The sequence below is a fragment of the Hypericibacter terrae genome (assembly GCF_008728855.1).
Taxonomy (GTDB): domain Bacteria; phylum Pseudomonadota; class Alphaproteobacteria; order Dongiales; family Dongiaceae; genus Hypericibacter; species Hypericibacter terrae.
In genome coordinates this window covers 1,669,399-1,693,971 of sequence record NZ_CP042906.1, presented here as the reverse complement: position 1 = coordinate 1,693,971, position 24,573 = coordinate 1,669,399, and the positions used below count along the sequence as shown (strand labels likewise).

The window sequence follows — 24,573 nt, the reverse complement described above, 5'->3', positions numbered from 1 at the left end:
GCGTATACCTAATTCAAGATGGCATTTTCTTCGTCATGCCGGCGAAGGAGCGTGAAAAAGAATCGAATGATTCCGTGAGAGGACGTCAGAAATACTTTCGCCCCCTCCCCTTGCGGGAGGGGGTAGGGGGAGGGGCGACTGGGCGCGATGATGGCCATACCTACGATCGATAAACCCTCTGAAAGCAGTAAGCTCGGGCCAAGCTGCGGACAGGCGAACACGAGGAGACCGGGTGCGACAGCTTTTGCCATGACCCCGTGCGGCATCACCCCTCCCCCTACCCCCTCCCGCAAGGGGAGGGGGCGTGGAGTTTCTATGCATCGCTCGATTCTCTCAGACGCCCCTTCGCCGGGGCGACGATGGAGTGAACGTGGCGAACTGTGTACGCCCTGACGGAAGCGCCGCTGACACGGGCAGCGATGTCTGAGGAAAATCGGATGCGCCGACGTAGATTGCAGCACCCCCCTCACCCTGGCCCTCTCCCCCCGCTGCGCGGGTGGAGAGGAAAGGGACACTGATGGCCAAAGCCCTGCCGCGCTATGTCTGCCAGAATTGTGGCGCCAGCCAGACCAAATGGAGCGGGCGCTGCGAATCCTGCGGCGAGTGGAACGCGATCACCGAGGAGGCGCCGCGCGAGGCGGCGCCTGGCGGCCTGGGCCAGGGCGGCGGTCGCGGCCGCTCGGTGCAGTTCGAGAAGCTCGCCGACGAGAACGTCAGGGAATCGCCGCGCCTCGTGACCGCGATCGCCGAGTTCGACCGCGTCACCGGCGGCGGCCTCGTCCCCGCCTCCGCGCTCCTGATCGGCGGCGATCCGGGGATCGGCAAGTCGACCCTGCTGCTTCAGGCCTCGGCGGCCCTCGCCAAGGCCAAGCGCGGCGCCGTCGCCTATGTCTCGGGTGAGGAATCGATCGACCAGGTGCGGCTGCGCGCGCGCCGGATGGGGCTGGCCGAGGCCGCGGTCGATCTCGCCGCCGCCACCTCGGTGCGCGACATCATCGGCTCGCTCGAGACCGGCGAGGTGCCGGCCGCGGTCATCATCGATTCGATCCAGACCATGTATGTGGACACGCTGGATTCGGCGCCGGGCACCGTGGCCCAGGTGCGCTCCAGTGCGGCCGAGCTGATCCGGCTCGCCAAGCGGCGCGGTTTCGCGCTGCTGCTGGTCGGCCATGTCACCAAGGAGGGCACGATCGCGGGTCCTCGCGTGCTCGAGCATATGGTCGACACGGTGCTCTATTTCGAGGGCGAGCGCGGCCATCAATATCGCATCCTGCGCGCGGTGAAGAACCGCTTCGGCCCCGCCAACGAGATCGGCGTGTTCGAGATGACCGATGGCGGGCTGGCCGAGGTCACCAACCCCTCGCGGCTGTTCCTCGCCGAGCGCCATGGCCAGGTGAGCGGCACCGCCGTCTTCGCCGGGCTCGAAGGGACGCGGCCGCTGCTGGTCGAGATCCAGGCCCTGGTCGGACCGCCCGGCCCCGCCACCCCGCGCCGCGCCGCCGTCGGCTGGGACGGCAATCGCCTCGCCATGGTGCTGGCGGTGCTGGAGGCGCGCTGCGGCATCGCCTTCGCCGGCCGCGACGTCTATCTGAACGTCGCCGGCGGCCTCAAGATCGGCGAGCCCGCGGCCGACCTCGCGGTGGCGGCGGCGCTGGTCTCCGCACTGGTCGATGCGGTGGTGCCCGAGGACACGGTGGTCTTCGGCGAGATCGGCCTCGGCGGCGAGGTCCGCCGCGTCAGCCAGCCGGACCTCCGCCTGCGCGAAGCGGCCAAGCTGGGCTTCGCCAAGGCCCTGGTGCCGGCGCTCGGCAAATCCGGCAAGGGCGGCGCGCCGAAGGGCGTCGCCATCGAAACCCGCGAGATCGCCCATCTCCACGAGCTGGTGGCGATGCTGGCGGCGGGCAGCAAGCGGAAGTGAGTAGAAGCCGGCGGGAGCGGGCGAAGCTGAGTTGAGTGATGATTGCGAGGATATCGCGTCTATCGCGCCCCTCCCCCTACCCCCTCCCGCGAGGGGAGGGGGCGTGGATTTTTCCTGTGACGCCGAATTCTTCTTCCGCCATCTCTTCCCGAAGGGAGAGACGTTTCTCTTTCTTCCCGCCCCCTCCCCTTGCGGGAAAGAAACAAGAGGAGATTATCCCCGCACTGTCATCGCCGGGCTTGACCCACGGCTGTCCGGTTCCGGTTTCAGCTCCATTGTAGCGCCATTTGATGTGGGTTCGGAATTGGGGCGGTTTCGGGTTCGAGCAGGCGGTCGATGCGCCTGCGATGCATGAGGTTGGCGCGCACGAGGCGGGCGAAGGCCAACGGGCTGTGACCGTCCTTGATGGCTTTCTGTGCCAATCGCAACAACAGGAAAGCGATCAGGGCGACGGCGATCTGGATGCGAACGGCGTTCTCGGAAGTGCCGAGAAAGCGGGTGATTTTCAGGGTCTGCTTGACCCACCGGAAGAACAGCTCGATCGCCCAGCGGCGCTTGTAGAGGTCTGCGATCTCCTGGGCGCTGGCGTCGAGATCGTTGCACAAGATGCGCAGGATCTTGCCGGTTTCGGTCTTCACGCGGATCTCGCGGACCGGGTCTTGGAAGGGGTTTTTGCGGCTGGCGGCTTGGCGGGCCGGGAGATATCCGATCCGGTCGGAGAGAATGGCGCTGCCCCGGGGCAGGGCGTTCTCGGCGACGAGGGTCAGGGGTGTGTTGGATTTGAAGCGAGTGACGATGCGGCATCCGGCAGCGTCCAGCTTGGCCCACCAGGCATAGTCGTAATAGCCGAGGTCGAAGACATAGGTGGCGCCGGGCTCGACCGGCATGTCGTGGGCGGGGGTAATGTCGTTGACATTCGCCGCACTGACAGCGGCATAGATGGGGCGGTCGGCGTCGGGATCGTAGATCACATGCAGCTTGGCGCCGCAGACGCCGGCGCTGAAACGGGCCCAATCGGCGCTCAGACCGCTCAATCGCAAGCCAGTGGAATCGATCAGATAGGTGGTTTCGGCGATCTTGCGGCGCAGCCCGCGATGGGCCTGCTTGATCATCACGGCGAGCAACTCGGCGAACAGCCCGCTCGGCCTTATGGCATTGGCATCGGCCAGCGTCGAACGGCGAACCTCGCCCGTTCCCAGGTGATAGAGCCGCGCCGCGTGGCTCGTCAGCCCGCTCACGATCTCCCGCAGGCTCGTCGCGCCCGAAAGCTGGCCGTAGAGCAGCGCCACGAACTGGCCCTTGGTCGTCAACCGCCGCACCCGAGCATCGCTATTGTGGGCCTCGACCAGCCGATCGAAGTCGAGCCACGCAACCTGCTTAAGAACCGAATGAAATACGCTATTCTGGTGCCGCATGGCGCTGACCCTCTGCCCGTGTCCCGAAACGTTTGCCGACGTTCAGGACCGAGTAGAATCAACGCCATGCACCGCGTCCACAAAAACTCAACCGGACAGCCGTGGGCTTGACCCGGCGATCCAGGAGCAACGAAGACTGGATGCCCGGATCAAGCTTGTCCTCGGGCCAGACCCGAGGATCCGGGCATGACAATGTGGGTCGCGCAACGATCACATTAAGGACTGAATCGGGCCGCTTGTGATAGCTAGAGACTCCAGACCCATCGAACCTGGCCCCGCCGGCACCCGACCCTCATGACCTCAGCCGATCTCATCATCATCGCGATCCTGGCGCTCTCCGCGCTTCTCGCCTTCATGCGCGGCTTCGTGCGCGAGGTGCTGTCGATCGGCGCCTGGGTGGGCGCGGCGCTGGCCACCATCTACGGCTTCCCGATCCTGCAGCCCTATGCCCGCAAATATATCGAGGTGGCGCTGTTCGCCGACATCGCGGCCGGGGTGGCGATCTTCGTGCTGGCGCTGATCCTCCTCACCGTCCTCAGCCATGCCCTCTCGCGCAATGTCCGCAGCAGCGCCCTGGGGGCGGTGGACCGCTCGCTCGGTCTGCTGTTCGGGCTGGTCAGGGGTGCGGTTCTGGTATGCCTCGCCTATCTGGTGATGGCCTGGGCCATCCCGCAGGAAGATCGTCCGGTCTGGGTCGCGGAGGCGCGGACCCTCCCCCTCGTCCAGCAGGGCGCCGGCCTGCTGCTCAAGATTCTCCCCGAGTCGGCCCTGAAACAGGGCGAGGATGCGGTCGGGGCCGCCGCCGACGGCATCGGCCAGGCGATCGACACCGGCAAGGCGGTGCAGACGCTGACGCCCCCGACTCCGACGACGCCCACCACTCCGACGGCCCCTGCGACGCCGCCTGCGACAAATGGGGGCTCCGGCGGCAGCGGGTCGGGGACTGGCAATGGAGGATCGGCCGCACCAGATTCCGGTGGCGCCAACGGGACTTCCGGCTATAACGATGCCGAACGCAAGGACCTGAACCGGCTGCTCGAGAATGCCCAGCCCTGAGGGGTTGGATCGACCGACCCGACCGCCAGCCCGGATCGCACGCGTCAACCAAGGATCAACTGATTTGACCCAGATCTCCACCCATCCCTGGGACGACGATCATCTCAAGGAAGAGTGCGGCGTCTTCGGGATCTATGGAATCGAAGAAGCGGCCACGCACACGGTCCTGGGGCTCCATGCCCTGCAGCATCGCGGCCAGGAAGCGGCCGGCATCGTCTCCTTCGACGGGCATCGCTTCAACGCGCATCGCGAGCTGGGCCATGTCGCCGATCACTTCTCCTCCGAGAAGGTGGTCGAGCGGCTCAAGGGCTATTGCTCGATCGGCCATGTCCGATACTCGACCACGGGCGAGACGATTCTCCGCAATGTGCAGCCGCTGTTCGCCGACCTCGAGGTCGGCGGTTTCGCTTTGGCGCATAACGGCAACCTCACGAATGCCTATGCCTTGCGCCGCGATCTCGTGCGGCGCGGCTCGCTGTTCCAGTCCACCACCGACACCGAGGTCATCACCCATCTGATGGCGGCCGCCGGCCGCGGCAATGTGGTGGAGCGGCTGACCGAGGCCCTGCTCCAGGTCGAAGGCGCCTATTCGCTGGTGGCGCTGGCCGAGGACATGGTCATCGGCGTGCGCGATCCGCTCGGCGTGCGCCCGCTCCTCATGGGCAAGCTCGGCACCGCGACCATCCTGGCGTCGGAGACCTGCGCCCTCGACATCATCGGCGCCACCTATGTGCGCGACCTCGATCCCGGCGAGATCGTGGTGATCGACCGCAACGGCGTCCGGAGCATCAAGCCGTTCCCGAAGCGGCCGCATCGCTTCTGCATCTTCGAATATATCTACTTCGCGCGCCCCGACAGCATCATCGAGGGCCACAGCGTCTATGACGCGAGGAAGCGCATCGGCGCCGAGCTCGCGCGCGAGAGCCCCGTGCCCGCCGACGTGATCGTGCCGGTGCCGGATTCGGGCGTGCCCGCGGCCTTGGGCTATTCGCAGGAAGCGGGCGTGCCGTTCGAGCTCGGCATCATCCGCAACCACTATGTCGGCCGCACCTTCATCGAGCCGACCGACCATATCCGCCATCTGGGCGTGCGACTCAAGCACAACGCCAACCGCGCCAAGGTCGACGGCAAGCGCGTGATCCTGGTCGACGACAGCATCGTGCGCGGCACGACCTCGAAGAAGATCGTCGAGATGGTGCGCGCGGCCGGCGCGAAAGAGGTGCATATGCGCATCTCGAGCCCGCCCACGACCTATTCCTGCTTCTACGGCATCGACACGCCCGAGCGCAGCAAGCTCCTCGCCGCCCAGCACAACGTGGCCGAGATGGCGAAGATCATCGGCGTCGACAGCCTCGCCTTCATCTCGATCGACGGCCTCTACCGCGCCATGGGTCAGCCCAAGCGCGACAACGACAAGCCGCAATATTGCGACGCCTGCTTCACCGGCGAGTACCCCACCACCCTCACCGACCAGACCGACACGGGGCCGAAGCAGCTCTCGCTGCTGACGGAGAACGCGTGAAGGTCTGAGGCTCCCGTCCCCTCCCCCCTCGAGGGGGAGGGTTAGGGAGGGGGCTGACTCGCAGATAGCAACTTCCGCCCGTCATCAAGATCGCGACTGCCCCCTCCCTGGCCCTCCCCCTTGAAGGGGGAGGGGATAACAAGCAAGCAAAACAGCCGATGTCCCCCACCCCCCGCCGTCTCGAAGGCCGCGTCGCCGTCATCACCGGCGCTTCGCGCGGGATCGGCGCCGCGGTGGCGAGGCGCTTCGCGGCCGAGGGCGCGCATCTGATCCTGGTGGCGCGCACGGTCGGCGGGCTCGAGGAGATCGACGACGAGGTGAAGAAGCTCGGCGGCAGCGCCACGCTCTGCCCCTTCGACCTCACCGACTATGCCGCGATCGACCGGCTGGGGGCTGCGATCTTCGAACGCTGGAAGAAGCTCGACATCCTGGTCGCCAATGCCGGGCTGCTCGGCACGCTGACGCCGCTCGCCCACATCAAGCCGAAGGAATGGGACCAGGTGCTGGCGGTCAACCTCACCGCCAACTGGCGCCTGATCCGCAGCCTCGATCCGCTGCTGCGCGCCTCGCCCTCGGGCCGCGCCATCTTCGTGACCTCGGGCGCGGGCCAGGGCATGCGCGCCTATTGGGGCACCTACGCGGTCTCGAAGGCCGCGCTCGAGATGCTCGCCACCACCTACGCCGCCGAGACGCAGAAGACCAACTTGCGCGTCAACATGATCGACCCCGGCCGCATCCGCACCGGCATGCGCGCCGCCGCCTATCCCGGCGAGGACCCGAAGACGCTCCCGCCGCCCGAGCATGTGACCGACCTCATGGTCGAGCTCGCCTCGCCGGAATGCACGAAACATGGCGAGCGCATCACGGTGCCGGGGGTTGCGAAGTAGATCGCGCAGAACCCCTCCCCCTACCCCCTCCCGCAGGGGGAGGGGGCGTGGATTTTTCCTAGTCCTTTCCAGACTCGAACTTTCGACCGCGCTTCAGTGCGGAGCGAGGAGATTCAATTTTTTCTAGCCCCCTCCCCTTGCGGGAGGGGGTAGGGGGAGGGGTCGCTGTTGCCGTGCAAGGTGAAGCAAGCGAGGGCATTCAGCGCCCCGCCTCCCCGCCTCACTGCATCGCCGACATCCTGCGCTTCTCCCGCACGCTGCTCCGCTTCGCCTGCCTGGCGACCGGGAAATCCTCGATCTCCACCCGGCGGCAGGCCGATTCGAACAGCGCTTCGTCGGCGGTCAGTTGGCCGTCGTCAGCTTCGTGCCGCCGATTTCCGTGAGCGCCAGGATTTTCGGCGCGCAGGCGCCCGCGATGGCGTCCGCGAGATTCGGGTCGAGCTTCTGATCGGGGAGACCGACCCAGCCGCCGTCGCGCACCGCGTCATCCTGCTTCCAGCTGTTGGTGCCCTTGAGCTTCTGCCACGCAGCCGGCGCATCGGGTTGACGCTCGAATCGCGCCACGCAGGCCGGCGTGGCATAGGCGACGACCGCTCTCTGCGCCTCTTCGTCCGCTCTCTGGGCAGCAACCCCGCCGCTGACCCAGCCGAATTGCCAGGCGAGGATCGCCCACCAAGCCAGCGCGCCGAAAATGACACCCCAGAAAGAGGGCTTCACCCATGTGGGAATTCCACGTTTCATCATGTCCTCCCAGTGGTTCTTGCGAAGGGTTGGGTCCCTCCGGCTCGATTGCCTCCAACTCTAAGCCGCGTGTGACTCTCGCCAAATTAATTATCCGAAAACCGCGCCGCGATGCGCGCCATGGCGCTAACCCTTCGCGATAGCTTTGTTTTCTGCGTGGACCGCAACGCCGGGGCGCGATTCCGCGGACCCTGCCGGGGACCCATGCGGCGCGCCGATGGCGTCGCCGGCTGCAGACACCGGACGTCGCGGACGGAGCCGCCGCGTCGGATTACTGCGTCCCCGGCATCGCCGACAGCGCCCACTTCTCCTGCACGCTGCCGCGCTTGGCCTGCCACCCGACGGGGAGATCCTCGATGCCGACCAGCGACGGATCGATCCGCAGCGCCTCCGCCTTCGCGATCATGGCCGGCCGCGGCCCCAGATCGTCCGAGGGGCCGTAGAAGATCCAGCCGAAGGGATAGGGATCGTGGACGACCCAGAGGATGGGTGCCTTGCCCTGGGCGATGTCGGGCGTGGTGACGATGGCCGGCGCGAGGTCGCTGTCCCAGCGGTCGCGGCCCGCCTCGCCCGACATGGCGCAGCCGCCGAGCGCCACGCCCAGCGCCAGCGCCGCAGCGAGGCCGCGCGCGGCTCTCATGCCGCTCCTAACGGCCGCTCGCCCGCGACCGTCGTGCGATGCATGAGCCGCCTCTGTCCGTCATAGTCGTTGACTGCGTAATGCATGGCGCAGCGATTGTCCCAGATCGCGAGATCATGAGTCCGCCAGCGCAGGCGGCAAGTGAATTCCGGTTGAACCGCATGGCCGAACAGGAAGCTGAGCAGCGGCCGGCTCTCCGCCTCGGTCATGCCCTCGATGCGCGTCGTATAGATCGAGTTGACGAAGAGCGCCTTGCGCCCCGTGACCGGATCGAGCCGCACGATCGGGTGTGCGATCTCGCGATCGGCCTCGGGCCTGTTGCGTTCGATGCCGATCGAGCGCGAGACCCGGAGGTCCGCCGACACGCCGCCGACGCCATAGGGCTTGCCGGTATGGATGGCCTTGAGCGGATCGAGCATGCGCTTCATGCCGTCCGACAGCGCCTCGTAGGCCAGATACATGTTGGCGAAGAGCGTGTCGCCACCATGGCTCGGCACCTCGCGCGCATAGAGCAGCGAGCCCAGGGGCGGCTCCTCGAGGAAGCTGAAATCCGAATGCCAGGCATTGCCGAAGGTGCTGATCCTGGCCTCGTCGGCCTCCTTCAGCACGGCGATGATGTCCGGATGCTCGTCCATATGCTTGATGTAGGGCGAGCGCGTGGTCGGACCGAAGCGCAAAGTGAGCGCCACATGCTGCTCGGGCGTCAGATGCTGGTCATGGATATGGAGGACCAGATACTCAGCAAAGGCGCGCTGCAGCTCGGCGAAGGCCGCATCGTCGAGCGAGGCGAGGTCGATCCCGGAGATATCGGCGCCAAGCGCACCGGCCATGGGCCGGAGCTCGAACCGCGTGTAGGGCTGGGTCTGGGTCATGGCGCCAATTATAAGCCAGGCGGTTTGCGGTGAGAAAGACCGGGTGGTCAGGGGGCATCGCGATGCGCCTTGGCCCGCCCGCAGCGCCAGTCCTAAGCTGAAGCCGCCCCTCCCACCAGCGAGAAAATCATGGCCGCCTATGTCATTTCCGAGATCGAGCCCCGCGACCCGGTCCTGTTCGAGCGCTACCGCGCGCTGGCCCCCGCCACCATCGCCAAACATGGCGGCCGCTATCTCGTCCGCGGCGGCGCCAGCGAGGTGATCGAAGGCGGCCCGCCGGCAAAGATGATTGTGGTGCTGGAGTTCCCGTCGATGGCGCAGGCGAAGGGCTGGTACGATTCCGCCGACTATGCGGAGGCGCGGGCGGTCAGCAAGAATGCGCTGAGGCGGCGGCTGATCTTCGTCGAGGGTGTGGCGCCGGGCTAAATGGTTTCGGTCAGTCGATAACAAATAATGGCCGCGCCGCTGCCCAACGTCGAAATGCCTGACATAGCCATGCCGCGTTGAAGCGCATGTCCCGCTATCTCAATCGAGCTCAAGCGGGACGCAAATACTTAGGAGTGAATCGTTCGTCGATCCCCCGAAGCCACCAGCATTCAATCTGCAGACGTTCTACGAGTCGCCGAAAGCTCCCATTCGACACAAACAAGGTGTCCGGCCGAACCTTTAGGAACAGCTCCACACCTAATGTTGTCTCATGATAAATCGTTCCGTCTGGCAGAAGCTTCCTGATTACAGATTTGCCATAGCACCCTTCGGCGACAGCACCGGCAACACCGAAATCTGGACACAATTCAAGGATGTGTTGCCAATCTGACAGAATCCAATTCTCAATCGTACGATCCGGCATACCAACTATGTAACGACCACCATAGCCCTTGCCATCGAGCAAGGTAGTTAGTTCTTGGATGAGTTCTTCACATGGTGCTTGTCTACGTTCGCGATCCAGCAGAATTATCACCGGTGAATAATTGATCAATCTTCGAAGACGAGCGTCAACAGCATTAGCAATGGCCCCCATGGTAACGTCGTCGCCATTGCATCCAATAAGCCTTACGACCTTTCCGGGACATAATTTCTGAATTATACGCTGCTCCATCTGACCTTCGACCAAGAATGCTTCAGGCATCTGACAAATCTCCAGCAAGATAATAGTGTCCGAGTCCAAAGCCGGTTTCTTGAATCTCCCGCAAAAGCTGATCTGGGTTTGCGGGACGCCGACCACGGGTAATTCCGTGTTCCATTGAGACCACAATCACATCGTAAGGGCTTGCAGCGTTTAATAGCGTTTCACTATGCGTCGTCATAATGACAAAGGAGAATTTTTCCGACGTACTTTCCCGCATCAACTTTACGATCTCTGTCAGCATCAATGGGTGTAGAAAGTTCTCCGGCTCTTCGATCGCGAAAATCGATCGATGAGTTAGTATTGCCGTTATCAGGGATGCCCACTTAATCGTGCCATCGGACATAGCAGAAAGCGGCAGATCGACGTCACCGCGTGGCCCCTCCATCCGAACCTTGATCTTCAATTGGTTATCGAAGGGCTCGTTGGTCACATACACATTCTGAATTTGTGAATTGACCAACTGAATCAACGATTGAAGTTGTTTATAGACCTTCGCCCAACCGCGACCTCTCCAATACTGGAAATTGCGAGGTCGTGAATAGTACGGGTAGTCGTACGCTTTGTAGGTGGGCTCATTGAGCATGTGCCACAAAGTAGCCGCGAGGCCGGATCCATCGCTTCGTATGCCCGGTTCTCGAGCGCTATCTTCAGGTCGCTTTACTTCCGCGGGATCGATGCTCAGTGTTTCGCCACCGAGAAAATCCCCCGCGATATATAGGATCGGGTTAAAGAAGCGAGACCTGAGTCTTATGAGTGATATTGATTCAAAACTAGCTTCAGAGATATCGCGATCGAATTGATCAAGTATGTCTTTTCTGGATATTGCCTTCGATGCTTCGCGTGCTAACCACCCATCCGATAGTTTGACAACACGGGCATGAGCAGGTGTTGTCGAGCTTTCTATTACTAAATCCCAATCGAAATATTCATGTTGCAGCGCATCCATCGCGGGTACATCAGAGCGAACGCCGCCGATAGAGGATAGCCGAATCTCTTGTTCAGAAAAAATTATGCTATCGAATCTCTCGCTCGCATGAATGCCGAAACGATATTCGTAAAGCATCCAGCCCGCGCGATCCGATTTGTCAATCTCTTCGACAAACGTCAATCCGCGCGTAACAGCTGTGACACGATTGGTATATTTTGTTTCGCCGGTCTTTTGAAAAAAGGCGCCGGCGCCGCCCGTGAGACTAACCGCGTCGCTCAATCCTGTGCGAGCCAACCGAGAGAGGAACTGGAAATAGCTAATGATGTTGCTCTTTCCACTGCCATTCGGCCCAATGAGGATGTTCAGGCCGGGTCGGATTTCCATCTCGAAATTCGATAGAGATCGGAAGCCGTCCACAGAAATGTGAGTGAGCATCGACCGCCTACAGCTTATGAGGGCACTTTGATTTCGGGCTTCATGTAGCTTCGAGCATCAAAGTCTGCGTGGCCCTGGCTTCCTTAAATTTGCCATCGCCTCCAGCCGGCGTAAAGATAACAGACGAAAGCCATGAGAAATATGGCTTTTTATTAGTCCTACGATCAGGCCGGTTCGACTAAAGGTTGAGAGCCCCTCCTACGGCCTCTTTTGTATCGCTTCATATAAGCGACAAGCTAGTTCGGAGCGGAACTGTTAATTGGGCGTTTCGAGAACCAGTTCTCCACCATCCCCACGCAAGTCCTGATCGCATACCGCCGATCCGCCGTCCGAGGACTCAGCATGAATTGCAGCCAGAGGCCGTCGATCATCGCCGTCAGCGAGGTGCCCATGACCTTCGCGTCGGCGGCGGGGATGCCTTGCTCCTTGGCGAGCTCCATGACTGTGCGCTCGACCTCGCGGCTGTAGCGGCGCTCGACGCGCAGGACCAGCGAGCGGTAGCGGTCCCGCAGATTCGCGTCCGACCAGAAGGCGAACCAGACCGCGAGCTTGCGGTGGGTGAAGATGCGCGGGTCGAAATAGGCCTCGATCATGCTCCTGAGGCGATCGGCCGGCGGGGCGCCCGCGACCTTGGCCATGGCCTCGCGCCAGACATCGTCATATTCGGTCGAGATGAAGCGGAAGGTCTCGTCGAACAGCTTGTCGATCGATTTGAAATGGAAGTTCATCAGCCCGACCGAGAGGCCGGCCTGCTTCGCCACACGCGCGACCGTGGTGCCGGCATAGCCGTGGGTCGCGATCACGGTGACGGTCGCGTCGACCAGCTCGCGGCGGCGGCGGTCGCGGATGGAGTCGTTGGGGCGGGCGGTGCGGCGGGCGGGTTTCTTGGGCATGGTCTCTGGATAAGTAGCGTCCGTTGTCGCCGACCCGTCCCCCTACCCCCTCCCGCAAGGGGAGGGGGCGAGGAAAGAATGCGCCCCGCTTCGTCCCTGCCCCGTCCTGTCATGCCCGGACTTGATCCGGGCATCCAGCCTTTCCTGGCCCTGGATCGCCGGGTCGAGCCCGGCGATGACAAGCAGAAGGCCGCGGAGCGGCCGAGAAGAGTCAATGCGTCAGCGTTTCCGTTCCTACGCCATCGCCTTCTTGCGCGGCGGGTCGAAGAACATGCGGTTGCGGGCCCAGCATTTCACCATCGAACGCTCGATCTTCTGTTCCTTGCCGTACCAGATCTCGATCCACATCTCGGTGCCGGGCTTGGCGTAGGCGGGCGGGACCTTGGCGAAGGCGAGGTTCTTCTTCAGATGCGGCGACCACATGGCCGAGGTGGTGAGGCCGAGCTCGACCTTGCCCGGCTTGTCGGCATAGAGGAAGGCGCCGGGGGCGGGCTTGCGGCCCTCGATCTCGATCCCGATCAGGATATGGCGCGAGCCCCTCTCCTTCTCGGCCGCGAGCGCGCGCTTGCCGACGAAATAGCTGTCCTTCTTCAGCCCCACGCACCAGCCGATGCCGGCCTCGAAGGGCGAGACCGCAGCGGTCGGGCGCACCGCATGCTTGGCGCCGATATAATCGACATCGACCAGGATGAAGCCCGCCTCGATCCGCACCATGTCGAGCGCGAGGCTGCCCATCGGCGCGATCTTGTGCGGGGTGCCGGCCCGGAACAGCGTCTCCCAGAGCCAGAGCGCGTCCTGGGGCTTCACCCAGATCTCATAGCCCAGGTCGCCGGTGAAGCCGGCGCGGTCGATGCGCAGCCATCTGCCGTCGAGCTGGGTCTCCATGATGCCGAAATGCGGCAGCGCCTCGATGCCCTTGACGCCCATCGCCTGGAGAATGGTCCGCGAATTGGGGCCCTGCAGCGACAGGCCCGCCAGCGTCTCCGACACCTCCTCGATCTTCACGTCGAAGCCGTACGCGGCGTCGCCCAGCCAATGGAGCTGATGCAGCGCGGCGTTGAGCAGGAACTCGTTCTCGCCGAGCCGGAAGATCGTGCCCTCCTCCAGCATCCTCCCGTCGTCGTCGCACCAGGCGGTGTAGGCCGCCGTCATCGGCTTGACCTTGGTCAGGTCGCGCGTCACCAGGAAATTGGCGAAGCGCGCCGCGTCCTTGCCGGTGATCGAATATTTGATCAGCGGCGAGACGTCATAGACCGAGGCACCGTGGCGGGTCGCGAAATACTCCGACTGCTCGCTGTCATAGAAGGCCGGGGAGTAATAGCCTTGCCAGCGCACCCAGCCATTGCCATGCATGAGCGGCTCGATCGCCGCATGGAAAGGCGTCTCTTTCAGGAAGGGCTTCAGATACTGGACGTGGGTCATGCGGCGGCCCTCGTCTTGCGCGCCTTCACATCCTTGAGGATCTCGCGCGCGGCATTGGCGCCCGCGGCCCCCGACACATTGCCGCCCGGATGGGCGCCCGCGCCGCAGAGCCAGAGGCCCGGGATCGGCATGCGGTAGCGCTGGAAGCTCGCCGCGGGCCGCAGGAAGAACACCTGGTCGAGCGTCACCTCGCCCTGATGCCACTGCCCGCCTGAGAGCCCGAACTGGGTCTCGAGATCATGCGGCGTCAGGGTCTCGGCCGCGCGCACGAGCCTCCGGGTGCCGGGTGCCGCCTGCTCCAGCAGGTCGAGCCCGCGCTCGAACACCTGGGCGCGGGCCTGGTCGGGCGGCGTCGCGCGCAGGCGATAGGGCGCATATTGATAGAGGATCGACAGCACCTGCTTGCCGGCCGGCGCCAGGCTCGGGTCGCTGAGCGTCGGGATCACGATCTCGAGCGCCGGCTTGTCGGAGACCCGGCCATATTTGGCGCAGTCGAAGGCGCGTTCCACATGATCGATCCCGGGGGCCACCACGACGCGGCCGCCCGAGCTCTTGAGCGCGTCCGGCAGCCCGTCCAACGCCAGATGGATCTTGGCGACGCAGCCATTCATCCGCAGATGGCGGATGCGCTTGGAGAACTCGATATCGAGATTACCCGGCGGCACCAGATGGAGCAGCGTGCGTTGCGGGTCGGCGGAGGAGGCCACGATCGGCGCCCTGATCTCCTCGCCCGACTTGAGCACCACCCCGGTCGCGATCTCCTTCTCGATGAGGAGCCGCTCGACGGGCGCGCCCGTGCGGATCGTGGCGCCGGCAGCGGTCGCGGCCTTCACCAGCGCGTCCACGACCGAGCCCATGCCGCCCGTCGGCAGATAGAAGCCGCCGAGGCCGTTCTTGCCGAAGGAGGAGAGCCTATAGAGCAGGTTGAAGACGGTGTTGGGCGAGCGCGGCCCCAGATAGACGCCGAGCGTCGCCTCGAGCGCCAGCAGCCCCTTGATCGCGTCGCTCTCGAAGAAATCGGTCGCCAGGTCGGCGACATTGATGGTGAGGATGCGGGAGAGCTCCAGCATGTCCTTCTTGCCCAGCATCCGCAGCTTGAGGGCGAACATGCCGAGCGCCAGCTTGGTCTGGAAGTCGTTGGCGCCGGCGAGGGGCGAGGGCGGCGTGCGCAGCAGGAAATCGCCCAGCGCCGAGGAGAGCCGCACGAGGCGCGCCATCACGCGCGGATAGGCCTCGGCGTCGGCCGGCGAGACCTTGCCGATCGAGGCCGCCGTGGCGGCCGCATCGCCGGTCAGGTCGATCCGCGGCCCGCCCGGGATCAGGGCCGTGGTGCCGACGCGATGCTGCGTCGCGCGAAGGCCGTGGCCCTCGAGCCCGAGATCGCGGATCACGCGGGGATGGAGCGCGTGCAGAAGATGCGCCACGGCCGAGGTCCTGAAGCCCGGCGCGAACTCGCGCGTCACGGCGGCCCCGCCGGGCCGGTCGTTGGCCTCGACCACGAGAGTCTTGATTCCAGCCTTGGCGAGATAAGCCGCCGTCACCAGCCCGTTATGGCCGGCGCCGATCACGATGGCGTCGTAGTTATTGGCGCTCATCGCACCACCCCATGCTTGAAATCCTTCAGCATCTCGCGCGCGGCATTGGCGCCGGGGGCGCCCATCACGCCGCCGCCCGGATGCGTGCCGGAGCCGCACATATAGAAGCCGTCGAAGGGCCCGCGATATTGGCCGAGGCCCGGGAAGGGCCGGTTGAACAGCATCTGGTCGAGGGTGAGCTCGCCCTGGAAGATGTTGCCCTCGGTGAGGCCGACCTCGTTCTCGATGTCCCAGGGCGTGCGCGTCTGGCAATGGAGGATCAGCTTGCGGAAGCCCGGCGCGTTCTCCTCGATGGTGTCGAGCACGTCCTTCTCGAAGGCGGCCTTCATCTCGGGCGTCCAGGCGGTCTCCGCCAGCTTGTAGGGGACATACTGGACGAAGACCGACATGAAATGCTTGCCGGGCGGGGCCATGGTCGGATCGACCGAGGTCGGGATCACGATGTCGAGGAAGGGCTTCTTCGACCAGGAGCCGTATTTGTAGTCGTCATAGGCATGCTCGATATAGTCGAAGTCGCCGCCGATATCGACCGTGCCCCAGCTCGCCTCCTGCGGCAGGCCTGCGAACTTCGGCAGGCCGTCGAGCGCAATGTTGAGCTTGCCCGAGGAGCCGCGGATCTTGAAGTTCCTGGCATAGCCATGGATGTCGGGATCGATCGCGTCGAGGTCCGACTTCTCGATCAGCTTGAGATAGGTGCGCTTGGGATCGAGATTGGAGACCACGGTCTTCGCATGGATCTCCTCGCCGCTCTTGAGCACGACGCCGGTGCATTTGCCGTTCCTGACGATCAGGCTCGCCACCTCGGCATTGGTGCGGATCTCGACGCCGGCCTCGGTCGCGGCCGAGGCGATCGCCTTCGAGACCGAGCCCATGCCGCCGCGCGCGAAGCCCCAGGCGCCGATCTGCCCGTCGACCTCGCCCATATAGTGATGCAGGAGCACATAGGCCGTGCCGGGCGAATAGGGCCCGAGGGCGGTGCCGATGATCGACGAGGCTGCGGAAAAGCCCTTCCAGCGCGGATGCTCGAAATATTCGTCGAGGAAATCGCCGATCGACATGGTCCAGAAGCGGATGATCTCATACATCTGCTTCTCGCCCATGCGGCCGAACTCGGCCGCGATCTTGAGGAGCCCGTCGAGATCCTCGCGCTTGCCCCAGGGATTGATGCGATTCTGGGCGAAGGGATTGATCTGGGTCGGGTCGGGCGGCGTCACCATCAGCAGCGGCTTGATGAAGCGGCATTGCCGGCTGATCTCGGCGGCGTAGTGGTCGTAGGCCTCGGCGTCCTTGACCGAATGGCGGCGCAGGCTCTCGCGCGTGCGGTCATGGTCGCGATAGGTGACGATGCCCTCGCCGTTCGGGTTGGGCTGGCCGTTGGTCTCGTAGGGGATGACCTCGAGCCCGTGGCGCGGCAGATCGAGGAAGCGGAAGATCTCGGGGCGCAGCAGGCTGCAGACATAGGAGCAGGTCGAATAGGTGAAGCCCGGATAGATTTCCTCGGACATGGCCGCCCCACCGACCTTGTGGTAGCGCTCCAGCACCAGCACCTTGAGCTTGTTCTTGCCTTCCTTCTCGCCGCCCTTGGCGAGATAGGCGGCGCAGGTCAATCCGTTATGCCCGCCACCGACCACGATCGCATCGTATGAAGCCGACATCGATTTTCCGCCGCCGCTGAAATTTGAATGATCATTCAATAGCAAGGGAGGGCGCGCGGCGTCAAGGCGGGGGATTTGGGTGGGGATTCAAGGGGGTGGAGAAGCAACACGTCGCGATCTCGCGCTTCATCGATAACCCCTCCCCCTACCCCCTCCCGCAAGGGGAGGGGGCTAGAAGAAATTGGAATCGCGTCCTTCATGCGCGGGCCCGCAGAAAGAGTCCACGCCCCCTCCCCTTGCGGGAGGGGGTAGGGGAGGGACTTCACGCGAGATCGAAGAAGGGGATGCGTCGTCTAAAACCCGAACGCCACATTCACCGTGCCCACATGGCGCGCGGCGCCCGAGCCGTCGGACGCGGCGGCGGCGTTCTCGAAATGGTAGTTGGCGGTGAGCGTCAGGCCCTCGATGCTGTCGCCGCCGATGTCCCAGTCGGCCTCGACATCCATGCGGTGGAGCGCGTCGTCATGCTGCTGGATCGCCTCGTCGTCGAGCGCGTAGCGGGTGCGGTTGTCGTAGGAATAATCGACGCCGAGGCGGAAGGTCGGGCTCAGCGCCCAATGGGTGCCCACGCGGGGCCCTTGCGCGCGGCTGGAGAACTGGCCGAGCTCGGCGTCGCTCTGCGCGAAACGGTAGCCCAGGTCGAGCGTGCAATGGGCGGGCAGGTCGAAGGAGAGCCCGACCTCGGCCATGGCGGCATCGGCGCGATGCGTGCCGTCGTTCTCCTCGGTCTCGCGCGTGAAGCCGGACGAGATCTTGGCGCTGACACCCTCCCAGAGCCGCTGCGCGGCCCAGGCGGTGAGGCCGTAGCTCAGATGCTGCAGGGTCGCCTCGGCCGAGCCCAGCGCCATGTTCGGCTGCAGGGCGAGAGTCAGATCCCCGTCGCGATAGGAAAAGGTGGCGCCGCTCCAGGCACGGCCGGTGCCGAGCGTGACATCGGCTTCGTTGCGCGAGCGGCTGCCGATGGCCTCGAGCGTCAGCGACAGCCTGTCGTCGAACTGGACGCGCTGCCGGCCGGCGATGCCGACGGTCAGGCCCGCGGCCGAGGCGCCGTCGATCGCGGAGAAGCTCACCGGAATGCCGCCCAAGGTCTGCGGCCGGGTGCCCTCCAGCGTCAATTCGGCCTCCACGGGCTCCTCGCGCGCGAAATCGACGAAGAGCCGGAACGGTCCGGTTTGGGCATTCGTTGAGGAGTCGGCGTTCGCGGAAGAGCTCCCGCAGCCGAGGAGAAGCGATAAGCCGATGAAGGTCGAGCTTGCCAGCCTTCGCCACGGACGGTTCCGTGCCTGCGAAGAGGGCCTGATCTGTCTCAGCTGCGGTCCCCTATACCGCGGCGACTCGGCCGCGGGCATGTTGACCGTGCGCCGATATGGTTAGCGAGGGGTTAATAAGGGGCGGATGTCACAGCTCCGGCCATATTATGACAAGGTGGGAGCCCTGCCCTGTTCCGACTCTTCCCCTTGATCGGCTTAAGAAAAATTTCCGGAGGCCCGTCATGACAACCCGGCTGACCGATCATTTCCGCGCCATGGCCCGCAACAATGCCTTGGCCAATGCGCGCCTGCTGGCGGCCTGCGCCGAACTCACGCCGGCGGAGTTCATCGCGCGGCGGGTGAGCTTCTTCCCCTCTCTCTGCGAGACGCTCAACCACATCCTCGTGGTCGACCGCTATTATCTGGCGGACCTCCAGGGCAGCGGGCGGGTGCTGCTCGAGAACGAGACGCCCTATGCCGACCTGCCCGATCTCGCGGCCGCGCAGGCCGACACCGACCGGCAGTTGATCCAATTCTGCGATCGCCTGACGACGCGCGACCTCTCGCGCCGCGTCACCATCGACCGCAAGGACGGCGTCGATTATCGCGAGACGGTGGGATCGATCCTGCCCCATCTGTTCCAGCATCAGATCCATCATCGCGGCCAGGCCCACGCCATGCTCGCCGGCACGAGGGTTCCGCCGCCGCAGCTGGACGAGTTCTTCCTGGAGTCGGACGCGCCGAAGCGGGACGAGGCGCTGCGCCGGATGGGGCTGGAGCCGGTGTGACGAAAGCTACGACGCGTTCGCTGTTCCTGCGAATTGGAGCGGAGTCCGGACCGAGGGCGGCGCTAGTGGATCGAAGGGGCGCCCCAGAACGTCGCGATGCTCTGGGCAACGAGCAGCGCGAAGGCAATGACCAGCAAGATGCTGCCCCACTTCATGTCGAAGCGGCTCTCCTTGCCTTTGCTGACGATTTCTTCGACCAGATCGGCATCAACCTTGGCTATCGTCTCGCCAATTCTCTCGGCCGTGGAACGGCCTTTGGAATCGTTGTTCGCTGGCGCCGGCTGGCTCGCATCGCCGGCTTCCGATGCAGCCTTCGCCCGGTCGGCTTCGACCTGCAATACCAGGTTCTGCAATATGACGAGACCGTTGCGCGCGCCCTCTTCGCTCAAGGTGCGAGTGGCGGCACGCGTCATGAACAGGGACGAGACGATGCCGACAAATCCGCCCAATAGGCCCAGAACTGCGATCAGAGTCTGATTACTCATTGTGACCTTGCGGCATCGTGGCGCCTGCTAACGCGTCTTGCTTCGGTCCCTGAGGGGACCCGATCCAGCCCTCTGAGAAAGCCCCTCGCGCGAGAAAGCAACCTCCCCCGAAGTCTTCCGAGGTATTGCAAAGAGTCGCTTCAATTCCTCGAGAAGATTGGGCTTCACACTCTGGCCGCTGGGGCCAAGCGTGACTTGCCCGAGTATTCGCAGTCTTCCCGCAGCCCGATTCTTGAATATGCTCAGGACTGCCTCTTCGCTCTTGGTCAAACCACGTCCTTCTGCCGAAGATTTCGCGCCGGCTGCCGGTTCGGCCATTGCGTCAATCAGCGTCTCGAACACGCCAACCGTCGAAGCCTCCGACGCTGTGATTTCTCCGGCCGTCTTGCGGCCCTGTGGCGCAGGATCTGCTTCGATCACGAAAAGCTGACCTTGGGCCTGCGGCGTCGTGACTTGCCCGATAGGCGCCAGATCCGCAATCGAGGTCGGCCAACGAAAGCCGCATGCTTCCGCAACCTGACACATGACACGGTAGGTCGGCCCGTCCGATCCCTTCGGGTTCTCGGCTTCCGAAATCCGGGGCGCCTTGACGCCCAGCTTGGCTGCCAGCTGCGCCTGGCTAAGCCCGGCGGCCAGTCGCATCTGAGTGATCAGATGTGCGGCGCCTTGCGCATAGAAGCCCTTTTGGAAGGCCTCCGCGAGTTTCGTATCACCGGCGATCAACGCATCGATATAGTCGATAGTCTTCTTGGTGCTCATAGGTAGCTCATTGCTTTGGTCTTCGCCGCCGCCATTTGGGGTTGCCCGATGACCTGCACCACCGTCAACATTCGCAGCCTCAAGCGCGCCGATGTTTGCTCGACAGAAAAGAAGATCACCAGCTCGGTTCCTCGCGTTACGGTCCGGGTCACGGCATAGAGCCCGCGTTGATCGACACGATAGTGATCGAGCTCGCGGAGCTCGTAGCTCGTCAGCCTGACGAAGCGGCCCCAGAGCTTGCTTGCCGCGATCCGAGTGGAGCGTGACTTGCTGCGCAGAAAGGCCTCGAGCTGGTCGAGAGCCTCAGGCAGCGGATCAATAGCCTCACGGGATGACATTAAGGAATTCCTTATGCCATTTCAAGTCCGGGCTGGCCGGATTTCTTGTAACTAATTGAAAAAAATCTAGTTTATTTGGAACCCGATGGCTCTCAGGAGGCCCAATTGCAGGGCCCCATGACCAGAGCTTCCACCGGGAAGGGATTCACAATCCTCGACTGCAATGGCTCCCCAAAATGCACGCCTTGCTGGATTGTCGCCGAACAGCCCTGTGGGTGCAATCGAGGCCGGCGCGAGAGGGCTCGCCGTGCGCGCTCACTCCTCCGCGTAGGGGTTCTTGATCTTGCGCAGCGTGGTGCGGATGGGGACGCCGGGGAGTTCGAACTGTTCGCGCAGGCCGTTGATGAGGTAGCGCATATAGTCGTCGGGCAGCTTCTCGGGGCGGTTCATGAAGAAGGCGAAGGTCGGCGGCCGCGTCTTGATCTGGGTCATGTAGCGCGGCTTGAGGCGGCGTCCCGCCACCAGCGGGGCCGGATGATTGTCGACCATGCCGCGCAGCCAGCGATTGAGCGGCGAGGTGGCGAGGCGGCGGTTCCACTGCTTGTGCAGCGCGAAGGCGGCGTCGATCAGCCGGTCGAGATTCTGGCCCGTCAGCGCCGACACCGGCAGCACCGGAATCCCCTTCGCCTGGGTCAGCGATTTCTCGACCCGGTCGGTGAGCTTCTTCAGCGCCTTGGGCTTGTCCTCGATGCGGTCCCATTTGTTGGCGGCGATCAGGAGCGCGCGGCCTTCCTCCAGCACCATGCGGGCGAGCGTCAGGTCCTGCTTCTCCAGCATGACCTCGGAATCGAGCACCAGGATCACCACCTCGGCATAGCGGATGGTGTTGAGCGTGTCGCTGACCGAGAGCCGCTCGACCTTGTCGATCACCTTCGAGTGACGCCGCACGCCGGCGGTGTCGACCAGCCGCACGCGCCGGCCGCGATGCTGCCAGTCGATGGCGATGGAATCGCGCGTGATGCCGGCCTCGGGGCCCACCAGCAGCCGGTCCTCGCCGATCAAGCGGTTCACCAGAGTCGATTTGCCGACATTCGGACGGCCGACGATGGCGAGCTGGAGCGGGCGCTTCTCGATCTCCTTCTCATGGGCGGCCGCCGCCGCCTCGTCGAAGGCGTCGGCGTCGGCGAATTCCGGCTCGTCGGCCGGAAGCGCGAACTCGTCCTCCTCCTCGACCGGATCGCCGAGCTTAGCCTTGTCGCCGAGCTTGTCGCGGATCGCGTCGAGCAGCAGGTCGAGCCCTTGCGCATGTTCGGCCGAGACCGGGATGGGATCGCCCAGCCCCAGACGGTGCGCCTCACCGAGGCCGGAGAGCGCCGCCTTGGATTCGGCCTTGTTGGCGACCAGCACCATCGGCCGGTGCTGCTTGCGCAGCCAGCGCAGGAAATGCTGATCCAGCGCCGTGACGCCCTCGCGCGCATCGATCAGAAAGAGGATGAGATCGGCCTCGCCCACCGCGCGCTCGGTCTGGTCGCGCATGCGCGCCTCGAGGGTGTCGCCCTTGGCGTCCTCGAAACCGGCGGTGTCGACCAGCCGGAAGGTGAACTCGCCGATCCGGCCGTCGCCATAGCGACGGTCGCGCGTGACGCCCGGCTGATCGTCGACCAGCGCCTGGCGCCGGCCGGTCAGACGGTTGAACAGCGTGGATTTGCCCACATTGGGGCGGCCGACGATCGCCAGCGTGAGCCCCATCGTCTCGCCTTCACGGCGCATCGGATCGGCCCTCTCTCGTCGTCGCGAAATTCCGAACCGCGACGCGCCTCAGCGCATCGCGATCAGATCCGCATTGTCCAGCACCAACAGCAGCGTGCCGTTGACGATGATCGGCTCCAGATGGGAACGCCCCGGGAGCTCGATCTTGCCGAGGAACTCGCCGGTATAGGGCGAGATCGAATAGGCCTCCGCATTCGAGCCGGTGACGACCAGGCGGTCGCCCGCCAGCACCGGGCCGGACCAGGTGATCGGGCGCTTCTTCTCTTCCATGTTCTCGAAGGTCGGCAGCGACTGCACCCAGCGCAGCCGGCCCTGATCGCGCGTCAGGCAGAGCACGTCGCCTTCGCGCGTCAGCATGTAGACATAATCGCCCGCGGCCCAGGGGCCCTGGCTGCCGCCGAAATTGTTGGTCCAGACGCGCCGGCCGTTGGAGAGGTCGATGGCCGCGGTGACGCCGCTATGGCTGACCGCCAGCACCAGGTCGCGATCGATCACCGGCCGGCCGCGGATGTCGGCCAATTGCGACAGCGATTCCGAGCGCTGGCCGCCGGCGAGGCTTTCGGTCCAGAGCACGCGGCCGGTCTCGGCGCGGATCGCCAGGAGCTCGCCGGTGCTGAGCGGGACGATGACGTTGGGCCCGACCACCGCCGGCGCCGGACCGCCGAGGAGAGCCGCCGCCGGCGGCACGCCGGCATGGGTCCAGAGCTTGCGGCCGTCGTCGGCCGCCAGCGCCACCACCTGGTTGTCCGTGGAGACGATGAAGACGCGGCCGTCGCTGTAGGTTGGCGCGGCCCGCAGGGGCATGCGCAGATCGACATCCCACTTGACGGTGCCGGTGCCGATGTCGAGCGCATACATATGCTCGTAGGCGGTGCTCACATAGAGCATCTTGCCGTCGCTGGTGAGGCCGCCGCCGAAGAGATCGTCGTCCTCGTCCTCGGGCGTCAGATCGGTGCGCCAGACCTGGCCGCCATTCGCGACGTCGAACGCGGTGACGGTGGCGCCGGCATCCATGGTGAAGACGCGCCCGCCGACCGAGATGGGTTCGGCCAGGATGGCGCGGTCATCGCCGGCCGCCTGGCCGATATGCGCGGTCCAGACCGTCTTGATGTTGTCGGGGAGCGCCACGTGATACATGGCGTGGCTCGAATAGCCGCCGGGCTGCGGCCATTCCGTGTTGGTTTCGGGCCTGGGCAGCACGACCTGCTTCTCCTGCAGGCTCGGATCGATCACGAGCGAGCCCGACATCTTCAGCACCGAGATGCGCTGGCCCGGCAAAGGCGGCGCCTCAGGATCGCCGAAGAAGTAATCGCAGCCGGACAGCAGCGTCAGCGCCATCACGAGACCGGCGAGGCCGGCCGCACGACCGGCGCGCTGCCGGCGGGAGGAAAGAACCGCAGAGTTTGACATCATGTGAAATCAGCTCTTGAGGGCCGCGGCCATTTCGGCCGCCCGCGCGCGCAGACTGGAGGGCGCCGCCTGATCGTCGGCGAGCTGGGTGAAGAGTTCCGTGGCGTGCTTCTGATCGCCGCTCTTGAGCGCGAGGATCGCGGTCAGCTCGGTCGCCGTGAAACGCCAGGGATTCTCGGGTGCCATCAGGGGCGCCAGATCGCTGGTGAGCGCCGCGGGATCGCCGCTGTCGACCAGCCGCATGACTTTCAGCAGCTTCGCCAGATCGCGCAGCGCGGCCGGCGTCGTGCTGTCGGCGACCATCGCGTCATAGATCTTCGCCGCGCCGTCGATGTCGCCGGCCTTGGCCTTGACCGCGGCGCGCTCGAGCGACGCCAGCGCGCCATAGCCGCCGCCGGCATCGGCGATGTTCGCCAGGGCCGCATCCGCCTTGGCGAGATCGCCCGTGCTCGGATCGGTCAGCGCGATCGCCGCGCCATACTGTTCGGCCAGTTGCGCTTCGCGATGCTGCTGATAGCGTTGCCAGGCGACGGAACCGGCGGTGCCGAGGACGACCACGACCGCGAGCGCGATCACCCACCGGCCATAGCGTTGCCAGAGCTGCTCGAACTTTTCGCGCCGAAGGTCTTCTTCGACTTCCTTGAAGATATCCGCCACGCCCGCTCCTCTCGGCCCCCGCGCCGCTGCCTCTTGTCCTAAATCCCGGGATTGGGCCCAAGGACCGA

23 protein-coding genes are annotated in these 24,573 nt (G+C 64.7%); 6 read left to right on the top strand and 17 right to left on the bottom strand.

Annotated features, from left to right (window positions below; all coding sequences use genetic code 11):
- Positions 1-517: 517 nt before the first annotated feature.
- The gene (radA, locus tag FRZ44_RS07770; protein WP_151176650.1) at positions 518-1,918 is read left to right on the top strand and encodes a DNA repair protein RadA; all 1,401 of its coding nucleotides are present in this window, start codon (positions 518-520) and stop codon (positions 1,916-1,918) included.
- Between the two features lie 266 nt (positions 1,919-2,184).
- Here the strand turns inward: radA and FRZ44_RS07765 are convergent, their stop codons facing one another.
- Positions 2,185-3,333 carry an IS4 family transposase gene (locus tag FRZ44_RS07765; RefSeq protein WP_151175409.1) on the bottom strand — a complete coding sequence of 383 codons (1,149 nt, stop codon included), beginning with the start codon at positions 3,331-3,333 and terminating at the stop codon, positions 2,185-2,187.
- A 294-nt stretch (positions 3,334-3,627) separates the two neighbouring features.
- Between FRZ44_RS07765 and FRZ44_RS07760 the strand changes: the two genes are divergently transcribed.
- The 3 genes from FRZ44_RS07760 to FRZ44_RS07750 all read left to right on the top strand — a co-directional run bounded on the left by FRZ44_RS07760 (position 3,628) and on the right by FRZ44_RS07750 (position 6,798).
- Positions 3,628-4,389 carry a CvpA family protein gene (locus FRZ44_RS07760; RefSeq protein ID WP_151176649.1) on the top strand — a complete coding sequence of 254 codons (762 nt, stop codon included), beginning with the start codon at positions 3,628-3,630 and terminating at the stop codon, positions 4,387-4,389.
- 64 nt (positions 4,390-4,453) lie between these two features.
- Entirely contained in the window at positions 4,454-5,911 is a 1,458-nt protein-coding gene (purF, locus tag FRZ44_RS07755; protein WP_225308593.1) for an amidophosphoribosyltransferase, read from the top strand.
- Between the two features lie 158 nt (positions 5,912-6,069).
- On the top strand, positions 6,070-6,798 hold the full coding sequence (locus FRZ44_RS07750; protein ID WP_151176647.1) for an SDR family NAD(P)-dependent oxidoreductase: 729 nt from the start codon (positions 6,070-6,072) through the stop codon (positions 6,796-6,798).
- 342 nt (positions 6,799-7,140) lie between these two features.
- Here the strand turns inward: FRZ44_RS07750 and FRZ44_RS07745 are convergent, their stop codons facing one another.
- The 3 genes from FRZ44_RS07745 to FRZ44_RS07735 form a co-directional block, all read right to left on the bottom strand.
- Entirely contained in the window at positions 7,141-7,542 is a 402-nt protein-coding gene (locus FRZ44_RS07745) for a hypothetical protein (RefSeq protein ID WP_151176646.1), read from the bottom strand.
- Between the two features lie 268 nt (positions 7,543-7,810).
- Positions 7,811-8,179 (bottom strand): hypothetical protein, encoded by a 369-nt coding sequence (locus FRZ44_RS07740; protein ID WP_151176645.1) that lies wholly within the window; start codon positions 8,177-8,179, stop codon positions 7,811-7,813.
- Positions 8,176-9,051 (bottom strand): TauD/TfdA dioxygenase family protein, encoded by an 876-nt coding sequence (locus FRZ44_RS07735; protein WP_151176644.1) that lies wholly within the window; start codon positions 9,049-9,051, stop codon positions 8,176-8,178. Before FRZ44_RS07735 ends, FRZ44_RS07740 begins: the two co-directional genes overlap by 4 nt.
- 129 nt (positions 9,052-9,180) lie before the next feature.
- Here FRZ44_RS07735 and FRZ44_RS07730 point away from each other — a divergent pair, with 129 nt between their 5' ends.
- Positions 9,181-9,477 (top strand): DUF1330 domain-containing protein, encoded by a 297-nt coding sequence (locus FRZ44_RS07730; RefSeq protein ID WP_151176643.1) that lies wholly within the window; start codon positions 9,181-9,183, stop codon positions 9,475-9,477.
- A 109-nt stretch (positions 9,478-9,586) separates the two neighbouring features.
- Here the strand turns inward: FRZ44_RS07730 and FRZ44_RS07725 are convergent, their stop codons facing one another.
- From FRZ44_RS07725 to FRZ44_RS07695, 7 genes are all read right to left on the bottom strand, one after another.
- Positions 9,587-10,180: a DUF4276 family protein gene (locus FRZ44_RS07725; RefSeq protein ID WP_151176642.1), complete on the bottom strand. Its 594-nt coding sequence runs from the start codon at positions 10,178-10,180 to the stop codon at positions 9,587-9,589.
- Positions 10,173-11,492, bottom strand: a complete 1,320-nt coding sequence (locus FRZ44_RS07720; protein WP_191908469.1) for an AAA family ATPase — start codon at positions 11,490-11,492, stop codon at positions 10,173-10,175. Before FRZ44_RS07720 ends, FRZ44_RS07725 begins: the two co-directional genes overlap by 8 nt.
- Positions 11,493-11,779: 287 nt before the next feature.
- A complete protein-coding gene (gene betI, locus FRZ44_RS07715) occupies positions 11,780-12,436 on the bottom strand; it encodes a transcriptional regulator BetI (protein ID WP_151176640.1) in 657 nt (218 codons plus the stop codon).
- A gap of 234 nt (positions 12,437-12,670) precedes the next feature.
- Positions 12,671-13,858: an aminomethyltransferase family protein gene (locus FRZ44_RS07710; RefSeq protein ID WP_151176639.1), complete on the bottom strand. Its 1,188-nt coding sequence runs from the start codon at positions 13,856-13,858 to the stop codon at positions 12,671-12,673.
- A complete protein-coding gene (locus FRZ44_RS07705; protein WP_151176638.1) occupies positions 13,855-15,453 on the bottom strand; it encodes a phytoene desaturase family protein in 1,599 nt (532 codons plus the stop codon). The genes FRZ44_RS07710 and FRZ44_RS07705 overlap by 4 nt, the downstream gene beginning before the upstream one ends.
- Positions 15,450-17,108: a phytoene desaturase family protein gene (locus FRZ44_RS07700; RefSeq protein ID WP_151176637.1), complete on the bottom strand. Its 1,659-nt coding sequence runs from the start codon at positions 17,106-17,108 to the stop codon at positions 15,450-15,452. Before FRZ44_RS07700 ends, FRZ44_RS07705 begins: the two co-directional genes overlap by 4 nt.
- A 293-nt stretch (positions 17,109-17,401) precedes the next feature.
- Positions 17,402-18,235, bottom strand: a complete 834-nt coding sequence (locus FRZ44_RS07695; RefSeq protein ID WP_151176636.1) for a hypothetical protein — start codon at positions 18,233-18,235, stop codon at positions 17,402-17,404.
- Between the two features lie 365 nt (positions 18,236-18,600).
- On the opposite strand from FRZ44_RS07695, the gene FRZ44_RS07690 reads away from it, so the two are divergent.
- Positions 18,601-19,146, top strand: a complete 546-nt coding sequence (locus tag FRZ44_RS07690; protein WP_151176635.1) for a DinB family protein — start codon at positions 18,601-18,603, stop codon at positions 19,144-19,146.
- Positions 19,147-19,208: 62 nt separating this feature from the next.
- On the opposite strand, the gene FRZ44_RS07685 is transcribed toward FRZ44_RS07690, so the two are convergent.
- The 6 genes from FRZ44_RS07685 to FRZ44_RS07660 all read right to left on the bottom strand — a co-directional run bounded on the left by FRZ44_RS07685 (position 19,209) and on the right by FRZ44_RS07660 (position 24,505).
- Positions 19,209-19,631: a hypothetical protein gene (locus tag FRZ44_RS07685; protein ID WP_151176634.1), complete on the bottom strand. Its 423-nt coding sequence runs from the start codon at positions 19,629-19,631 to the stop codon at positions 19,209-19,211.
- Positions 19,632-19,658: 27 nt separating this feature from the next.
- Positions 19,659-20,390 carry a helix-turn-helix domain-containing protein gene (locus tag FRZ44_RS07680; protein WP_151176633.1) on the bottom strand — a complete coding sequence of 244 codons (732 nt, stop codon included), beginning with the start codon at positions 20,388-20,390 and terminating at the stop codon, positions 19,659-19,661.
- Positions 20,387-20,728: a hypothetical protein gene (locus tag FRZ44_RS07675; RefSeq protein ID WP_151176632.1), complete on the bottom strand. Its 342-nt coding sequence runs from the start codon at positions 20,726-20,728 to the stop codon at positions 20,387-20,389. The genes FRZ44_RS07680 and FRZ44_RS07675 overlap by 4 nt, the downstream gene beginning before the upstream one ends.
- A gap of 255 nt (positions 20,729-20,983) precedes the next feature.
- On the bottom strand, positions 20,984-22,417 hold the full coding sequence (gene der / locus FRZ44_RS07670) for a ribosome biogenesis GTPase Der (RefSeq protein ID WP_151180199.1): 1,434 nt from the start codon (positions 22,415-22,417) through the stop codon (positions 20,984-20,986).
- A gap of 69 nt (positions 22,418-22,486) precedes the next feature.
- Complete coding sequence (locus FRZ44_RS07665) at positions 22,487-23,851, bottom strand: PQQ-like beta-propeller repeat protein (protein ID WP_151176631.1); 1,365 nt, start codon at positions 23,849-23,851, stop codon at positions 22,487-22,489.
- Between the two features lie 6 nt (positions 23,852-23,857).
- Positions 23,858-24,505 (bottom strand): tetratricopeptide repeat protein, encoded by a 648-nt coding sequence (locus FRZ44_RS07660; protein WP_191908468.1) that lies wholly within the window; start codon positions 24,503-24,505, stop codon positions 23,858-23,860.
- Between the last annotated feature and the right edge of the window lie 68 nt (positions 24,506-24,573).

Bases quoted from the DNA above. Each gene is read 5' to 3' on its own strand.
- radA (WP_151176650.1), top strand. From the start codon at position 518: ATGGCCAAAGCCCTGCCGCGCTATGTCTGCCAGAATTGTGGCGCCAGC.
- FRZ44_RS07765 (WP_151175409.1), bottom strand. From the start codon at position 3,333: ATGCGGCACCAGAATAGCGTATTTCATTCGGTTCTTAAGCAGGTTGCG.
- FRZ44_RS07760 (WP_151176649.1), top strand. From the start codon at position 3,628: ATGACCTCAGCCGATCTCATCATCATCGCGATCCTGGCGCTCTCCGCG.
- FRZ44_RS07750 (WP_151176647.1), top strand. From the start codon at position 6,070: ATGTCCCCCACCCCCCGCCGTCTCGAAGGCCGCGTCGCCGTCATCACC.
- FRZ44_RS07745 (WP_151176646.1), bottom strand. From the start codon at position 7,542: ATGATGAAACGTGGAATTCCCACATGGGTGAAGCCCTCTTTCTGGGGT.
- FRZ44_RS07740 (WP_151176645.1), bottom strand. From the start codon at position 8,179: ATGAGAGCCGCGCGCGGCCTCGCTGCGGCGCTGGCGCTGGGCGTGGCG.
- FRZ44_RS07735 (WP_151176644.1), bottom strand. From the start codon at position 9,051: ATGACCCAGACCCAGCCCTACACGCGGTTCGAGCTCCGGCCCATGGCC.
- FRZ44_RS07730 (WP_151176643.1), top strand. From the start codon at position 9,181: ATGGCCGCCTATGTCATTTCCGAGATCGAGCCCCGCGACCCGGTCCTG.
- FRZ44_RS07725 (WP_151176642.1), bottom strand. From the start codon at position 10,180: ATGCCTGAAGCATTCTTGGTCGAAGGTCAGATGGAGCAGCGTATAATT.
- FRZ44_RS07720 (WP_191908469.1), bottom strand. From the start codon at position 11,492: ATGGAAATCCGACCCGGCCTGAACATCCTCATTGGGCCGAATGGCAGT.
- betI (WP_151176640.1), bottom strand. From the start codon at position 12,436: ATGCCCAAGAAACCCGCCCGCCGCACCGCCCGCCCCAACGACTCCATC.
- FRZ44_RS07710 (WP_151176639.1), bottom strand. From the start codon at position 13,858: ATGACCCACGTCCAGTATCTGAAGCCCTTCCTGAAAGAGACGCCTTTC.
- FRZ44_RS07705 (WP_151176638.1), bottom strand. From the start codon at position 15,453: ATGAGCGCCAATAACTACGACGCCATCGTGATCGGCGCCGGCCATAAC.
- FRZ44_RS07700 (WP_151176637.1), bottom strand. From the start codon at position 17,108: ATGTCGGCTTCATACGATGCGATCGTGGTCGGTGGCGGGCATAACGGA.
- FRZ44_RS07690 (WP_151176635.1), top strand. From the start codon at position 18,601: ATGACAACCCGGCTGACCGATCATTTCCGCGCCATGGCCCGCAACAAT.
- FRZ44_RS07685 (WP_151176634.1), bottom strand. From the start codon at position 19,631: ATGAGTAATCAGACTCTGATCGCAGTTCTGGGCCTATTGGGCGGATTT.
- FRZ44_RS07680 (WP_151176633.1), bottom strand. From the start codon at position 20,390: ATGAGCACCAAGAAGACTATCGACTATATCGATGCGTTGATCGCCGGT.
- FRZ44_RS07675 (WP_151176632.1), bottom strand. From the start codon at position 20,728: ATGTCATCCCGTGAGGCTATTGATCCGCTGCCTGAGGCTCTCGACCAG.
- der (WP_151180199.1), bottom strand. From the start codon at position 22,417: ATGGGGCTCACGCTGGCGATCGTCGGCCGCCCCAATGTGGGCAAATCC.
- FRZ44_RS07665 (WP_151176631.1), bottom strand. From the start codon at position 23,851: ATGATGTCAAACTCTGCGGTTCTTTCCTCCCGCCGGCAGCGCGCCGGT.